Raw genomic sequence first — 6,299 nt, 5'->3', positions numbered from 1 at the left:
ATCCGCCGCAGCACCGCCCGCCCCCGCCCCCCGGCGCTCACGGCTGCCGTACCCGGGGATCGAGCAGCGCGTGCACGACATCGGCCAGCAGCCCGGCGAGCAGGACGACGGCCGCGGCGAACAGGTCGATCGCCACCACCGAGTTGACGTCGCCCTTCTGCACCGAGTCGACGAGCCAACTGCCCATGCCGGGCCAGCCGAAGATCTCCTCGGTGAACACGGCCCCGGTGAACAGGGTCAGCACCCCGAAGGAGAAGAACACCGACACCGGGACGAGCGAGATCCGCAGCCCGTGCCGCAGCAGCGCCCGCCCCGGGGTGAGCCCCTTGGCCTGCGCGGTGCGCAGATGGTCGGCGCCGAGCACATCGAGGGTGGCGGCCCGCTGGTAGCGGCTGTACGTGGCGATCGCGGGGATCGCCACACAGATCGCCGGGAGCAGCAAGTGGGCGGCGGTGTCGCGCAGTTGGACCGGCCAGCCGGCCTGGAGCCCCGGTGTGTGCTCGCCGGTGTAGAGGATGACGGTGCTGCCGGCGGCCCGGTTGACGGAGAGGGCCCCGGTCTTCAGCAGCAGCGCCAGCACGAAGGTGGGCACGCACAGCACCGCGAACGAGAACACCGTCAGCGCCCGGTCGCCCAGCCCGCCGCGCCGGACCGCCGCCCACACCCCGGCCAGCACCCCGACGACGGTGCCGGTGACGGTGCCCACCAGGAGCAGCCGGAGCGACACCCCGACCCGGCGGCCGAACTCGGCGTTCACGGACTCGCCGTCGATGGTCCGGCCCAGGTCGCCGTGGGCCGCCCGGTCCGCCCAGTGCGCGAAGCGTTCCGGCAGCGGGGCGCGGTCGTCCATGCCCAGCCGGGACAGCTCGGCGTCGACGACCCGGCTGGGCGGGGGCGGCTGCCGGCCCTCGAAATAGGCGCGCGGATCGAGCGCCGCCGAGGCGAGGGTGTAGGTGAGGACGACGGAGGAGAGGAAGAGGATCGTGCAGTGGACCAGGCGCCTGATGATCAGGGAGAGCATGGAACTCGTTCCGCTTCATGTGGGTGACACATCGTGATGTTAAGCTCCGGCTCCGTAATTCGCCGGACAGTTCGGGCAGTTGACGGTTCGTCCGCACTGGGAGGGCCGTTTGGTGCAGCGACTACGGGTCTGGTTCGCCTGGACGGTGGCATGTGCTCTCACCCTTCTCACCGCGACCGGCTGTACCGGTTCCCCGGCCGCCGAAGGACATGCGGCCCTGCCGACGTACGGCACCTCCGACATCAACTCCCAGCCCACAGGGGCCCTTCGCTCGGGCGGGACGCTGACCCTGCCGATCGCGCAGATGATCACGCAGTTCAACTTCGACCACGTCGACGGCGCCCTGGACGACGTGTGGACCGTCGACAGCTTCACCGAGCCCCGGCTCTTCGCCCGTGACGTCAAGGGCGTCCCGCACGCTGTCCCCGACTACCTGCTCTCCGCGTCCGTCACCGCCACCGAGCCCCAGGTCGTCACCTACCGGCTCAACCCGAAGGCCCGCTGGTCCGACGGAAAGGCCCTGAGCTGGCGGGACTTCGCCGCCCAGTGGCACGCGCTCAGCGGCACCGACCAGCGCTACCTGGTCGCCGACACCAGCGGCTACGACCGCATCTCCGACGTCCGCCAGGGCACCGGCCCGCACGAGGTCCGGGTCACCTTCAAGCGGCCGTACGCCGACTGGCGCAGGCTGTTCACCCCGCTCTTCCCGGCGGCCGGCTATGACACCCCGCAGCGCTTCAATACCGGCTGGCAGGGGCAACTCCCCATCACCGCCGGGCCGTTCAAGCTCGCCTCGGACGACCGGACGGCGGAGACGCTCACCTTCGTGCCCGACCCCCACTGGTGGGGCACCCGGCCCCGGCTCGACCGCATCGTCTTCCGCGTCCTCGACGCCGACGCCGCCCTCCAGGCCTTCCTGAACGGCGAGGTCGACGCGGTCAACGCGGCCACCAGCGAGGCCTACGCCCAGTTGAAGAGCGCCCGCGACAGCGACATCCGCATCGGTTCCGCGTGGGACGAGGTGCACATCACCCTCAACGGCGCGGGCGGCCCGCTCGCCGACAAGGCCGTGCGCAACGCGGTCCAACAGGCCGTCGACCGCTCGGCGTTGGCGGAGGTCGCGGCCCAGGGCCTCCCGGTGAAGGTGCCGCTGCTCGGCAACCACTTCTTCATGACCAACCAGCCCGGATACACCGACGACTCCCGCCCGTACGGGAGTTACGACCCCGGCGCCGCCGAACGCGCCCTGGCCGCCGCGGGCTGGCAGAGCCCGGGCAGCGGGAAACCGCGGATCAAGAACGGCCGTAGCCTCACCCTCCGCTTCGTGCTGAGCGAGGGCACCAACCGGCTCGGCGAGGATCTCGCCCAGCTCGTCCAGCACATGCTCGCGCAGGTCGGCGTCCAGGTCGTCATCCAGCAGGTGCCCGCCTCCGCCTACGCGTCCCAGTACCTGGAGAAGGGCAACTTCGACCTCGCCATCTTCCGCTTCACCGGCCTGACTTACCCCAGTTCCGCCTATGCCGTCTACCGACGGCCCAAGGCCGGACAGCCGTTCCAGAACTACGGCGGGGTCGGCTCGGCCGAGGTCGACAGCCTCCTCGCCCAGGCCGTCGGCACCCTCGACCAGAAGGCGGCCCAGAAGCTCTACGACCGGGCGGACGCCGAGATCTGGGCGCTCGGTCACGACATCGAGCTCTACCAGCGGCCCCAGATCCTCGCCGTGCGCAAGGGGTTGGCGAACTACGGGGTGCCGGGCCTCGGCGACGTCGACTTCAGCCGGGTCGGCTGGCAGAAGTGAGCGCACGGCGGCCCCGTACGGACGTATCCGTACGGGGCCGCCGCGGGGTGCGGGTTCAGACACGCGTCCGGCTCAGGGCTCTCTCGTCGGCCTGCTGGCGCACCATGTCGTAGCCGAACGCGGCCGAGGCCAGCGTCACATGGTGGTGCCAGCCCCGGAAGGACCGGCCCTCGAAGTCGCCCAGCCCGAACTCCTCGTGCATCCGGACCAGCGCCTCCTCGGCGAACCGCCGCAGCTGCGCCAGCGGCACGATCTCCGCGAGCCGGCGGGCCGGGAGGTTCGTCAGCCAGTAGGCGCGCGGCCGGGGGCGGCCGTAGGGCCAGTCCGCGAGCAGGAGCCGCGGTCGGGGTGCCGTGGCGGCGGCCGGGTCCGCGCGCAGCAGGACCGGGCCCGTCACGAACTCCGAGTGCCGCATGCGCTCGGTCACCGGGTCGTGCCAGGTCACCGAGGTGCGCTCACCGTGCCGGGCCGCGTGCGCGGCCAGTTCGGCGAGCGTGCCGCGCACCCCCGGGGCGGTGGCCTGGCGGCGCGGCAGCAGCACCGGGGTGTGCGGCGCGGCCTGCACGAGATAGCCGAGCCCCCGTGCCTCCAGACCGCGCAGCAGGGGATCCGGGTCGCTCTCGCAGCGCCAGTCGGCCAGCACCGGCAGCGGTTCCAGGGACCACTCGTCGAGCATCTCGTCGAGCGCCTCCAGGACATAGCTCCAGCGCGGCCGGCAGCGTTCCTGGACCGGTACGTGGGCCTGGCCGCGCAGCCGCTCGTCGAGGTCCCAGCGGGCCGGCAGCATCAGCCGCCAGTTCACCGGGACCCCGCCGGCCTGCCCCACCAGCGAGGCGGCGAGGGCCAGTTGGCAGTTCACGGTCCGCTCCTGGGAGGCCGCGTACTGCCGGGCCACGCCCACCGAGCGGTCGCCGTTCTTGGCGAAGACGACCTCGTCGATGGACCAGGCCTCGGCCCGCGAGGCCCGCACCACCTGCCGGGCGAGCCGCCCCCGCACGGGAGCCGACGCCCACGGACTCTGGTTCACGAACTGCTGGATCTGCTGCACGGCCCGCCGGCCGAGCACCTGCTCGGAGATCCGGGCCGGTGTCTTGCGCCCGGGCACGTCCAGCAGCCCGCGCACATACACCTCGCCCCAGCGCCGCTGGTCGGCGCGGGTGAAGTCGCCGAACAGATCACGGCAGTAGGCGGGGAGCCCGGCCAGGGCGCCCGGCGGTGCCCCCGGGGTGCGCATCGAGGGTAATGGGAGGGTGAAGGTCGCGAGTTCAGTCATGGTTGCACTCGTCACCCCCAGCCAGCAGGAAGGCGTCCGTCGCGAGCAACGCGTCCGCCACGTCCGGCAGCGCGCAGCCCACGATGACGAAGTCGACGTCCAGGCCCGCCTTGGTGCGCTGGAACAGCAGCTCGTTGATGGCGGGCCGGCACATGCCCCCGACCTCGCACAGATGGAACTCCACGCGCTGCGGGGCCGCCGCCATCACCTCGGCCAGGATCCGGCGGAACTTGCCCAGTTCGGCCGCGTCGATCACACCGTGGCAACTGACGTGCGCGGTGCCGCCGTCGAACGAGGTGCGCATCCGCAGCCGCATCGTGGCCGGCTCCAACTCGACGCGGACCCGCACCGGTTCGTCGCCGCGCGGCAGCCGGACCGTCAGGGCCTTGCCGTCGAAGTCGCGGTACGGCTGGTCGTCGAGCCACACCCGGGTCAGCTCCACCGAGCCGGCCGGCAGCAGATCGGGCGCCACCCGCAGCACCCGGTCCGGGAGGTCCTCCGGACGGGGCTTGAAGTGCAGGGTGACCGGGTCGTTGCTGAGCAGCAGCCCGGTGTAGGTGGCCGCCAGGTAGCACAGCTCCAGCGCGTGGTAGCCGGCCATGGCGTGGCTGCCCTTGAGCCGCTCGGTGCCCAGCAGATAGGGGATGCCGCCGGCGAGCACGTTGAAGTACACGCCGCCGTCCTGGTAGTCGAGGAAGAAGGCGTTGTAGAACGCCGCCGCCTCACGCCCCAGCCGCAGTTGCTCCGGGTCGCCGGTGGTGCCGGCCAGGATCAGATAGGCGAGGATCGCCTGCTCCTGCTGCCACCAGGCCTTCCGGTCGTGCCACACCATGCGGTGGATGCCGCTGTCCGGGTCGGGCTGCCGCTCGACCACGTCCAGCCAGCCGCCGCGCAGCCCGTCGCTGCCCACCGCGGGCATGATCTCGGCGATGCGCTCGGCGGTCGTGCCGTACTCGGGCTTGTCGAACAGGGCCTTGATGCGGGTCAGGTTCCAGGCGATCTTGAGGTTGTGGCCGACGACCGCCCGGTCCTGCTGCCAGCCCCAGGTCCGGTCCGGACTCCAGTCGGCGTGGAAGCGCTCCTGCACGAACGGGCTGTTCGGCTCGTCGGGGAACCGCTCCACGATGGTGTCCGCGGTCTCCTCCAGCAGCGCCGCGAAGTCCGAACGGCCCGTGGCCAGATAGGCGTTGATCAGATACGCCGGAGCGTGGTCGCCGACCGAGTTCCAGTTCTTGCGGGCCCGGTTGCGACCCAGCGAGTCGGCGTTCGGGTCGAGCGTGATCGGGTCGATGTGCGAGAAGAACCCGCCGCGCACGGGATCGCGGAAGTACTTCTGGAACAGGGCGGACGTCCGGTCGATGTCCTCCAGGATCCGTGGGTCGCCGGTGATGCGGAAGGTCTGGGTGGGGCCGGCGAGCGCGTAGATCTGCTCGTACATCGGGATCGCGTCGAAGTCGTCGCCGAACTCCGAGGCGAAGACGGGGCGGTGGCCCGAGGAGGTGATGTCGATGCCGTGGTACCAGTAGGTGATGCCGTCGGCCACGTCGTCCACCCGCATGTGCTCGCGCAGATACAGGGTGCCGGCCTCGGCCGCCTCCAGGAAGCGGTCCTTGCCGGTCAGCAGGTAGGCCGTGGACAGGCCGTAAATGAGCCGGGAGATGGTGTCCGTCTCCTGGCGCACGTCCCCGCCGGCGAAGTCCGGCAGATGGGTGCCGCTGAGCGTGAGGTGGGTGCGGAACCCGCGCCAGTCGTAGACCCCGTCGGGGAACTGGCCGCGCAGATAGAAGTCGGCGATGGCGGTGGCCTGTTGGACCCACCAGTTCGGGTGCTCGAAGACGTACTGGCCGCGGATCTCCTCCGGGAAGGTGATCTCCTTCGCGTCGAACCGGGAGCCGCCCTCCCACTCGTAGAGGATGCCGTACGCGAAGACGAACCGGCCCTCGGCCAGCATGTCGACGGTGTCGGCGGTGGTGTCGCGGTAGTCGTCGCCGAGGTTGCGGACGATGCGGGAGACGGCGTTGGACGCCAGGTGGACCGTGAACTCCCGTTCGTCGGAGGTGCGCAGGCCGAAGCGGCGTCCGGTGGGGCTGTAGTACGTGACGTAGCCCGCGAGGGTGTCGGAGTGGATGCGTCGTTGGGCAGGTGTACTCATCTCAGGTGCCCTTCTCGTCGGGCAGGGCCGCCAGCAGGACGACGCTGCGGCCCTG

4 protein-coding genes are annotated in these 6,299 nt (G+C 71.2%); 1 reads left to right on the top strand and 3 read right to left on the bottom strand.

Annotated elements, in window-relative coordinates; translation table 11 throughout:
• Positions 1-37: 37 nt before the first annotated feature.
• Complete coding sequence (locus JHN63_RS46140; RefSeq protein WP_200691114.1) at positions 38-1,021, bottom strand: ABC transporter permease; 984 nt, start codon at positions 1,019-1,021, stop codon at positions 38-40.
• Between the two features lie 112 nt (positions 1,022-1,133).
• On the opposite strand from JHN63_RS46140, the gene JHN63_RS46135 reads away from it, so the two are divergent.
• Complete coding sequence (locus tag JHN63_RS46135; RefSeq protein ID WP_307782151.1) at positions 1,134-2,819, top strand: ABC transporter family substrate-binding protein; 1,686 nt, start codon at positions 1,134-1,136, stop codon at positions 2,817-2,819.
• Positions 2,820-2,874: 55 nt separating this feature from the next.
• Here the strand turns inward: JHN63_RS46135 and JHN63_RS46130 are convergent, their stop codons facing one another.
• Together JHN63_RS46130 and JHN63_RS46125 are read right to left on the bottom strand one after the other, a co-directional pair.
• A complete protein-coding gene (locus JHN63_RS46130; protein ID WP_234478707.1) occupies positions 2,875-4,092 on the bottom strand; it encodes an IS701 family transposase in 1,218 nt (405 codons plus the stop codon).
• Positions 4,085-6,244: an AGE family epimerase/isomerase gene (locus JHN63_RS46125; protein ID WP_200691113.1), complete on the bottom strand. Its 2,160-nt coding sequence runs from the start codon at positions 6,242-6,244 to the stop codon at positions 4,085-4,087. Before JHN63_RS46125 ends, JHN63_RS46130 begins: the two co-directional genes overlap by 8 nt.
• Between the last annotated feature and the right edge of the window lie 55 nt (positions 6,245-6,299).

Source organism: Streptomyces sp. MBT65 (assembly GCF_016612545.1).
In the GTDB taxonomy this organism is placed as follows: Bacteria; Actinomycetota; Actinomycetes; order Streptomycetales; family Streptomycetaceae; genus Streptomyces.
This window is presented reverse-complemented; position numbering and strand designations above follow the sequence as displayed.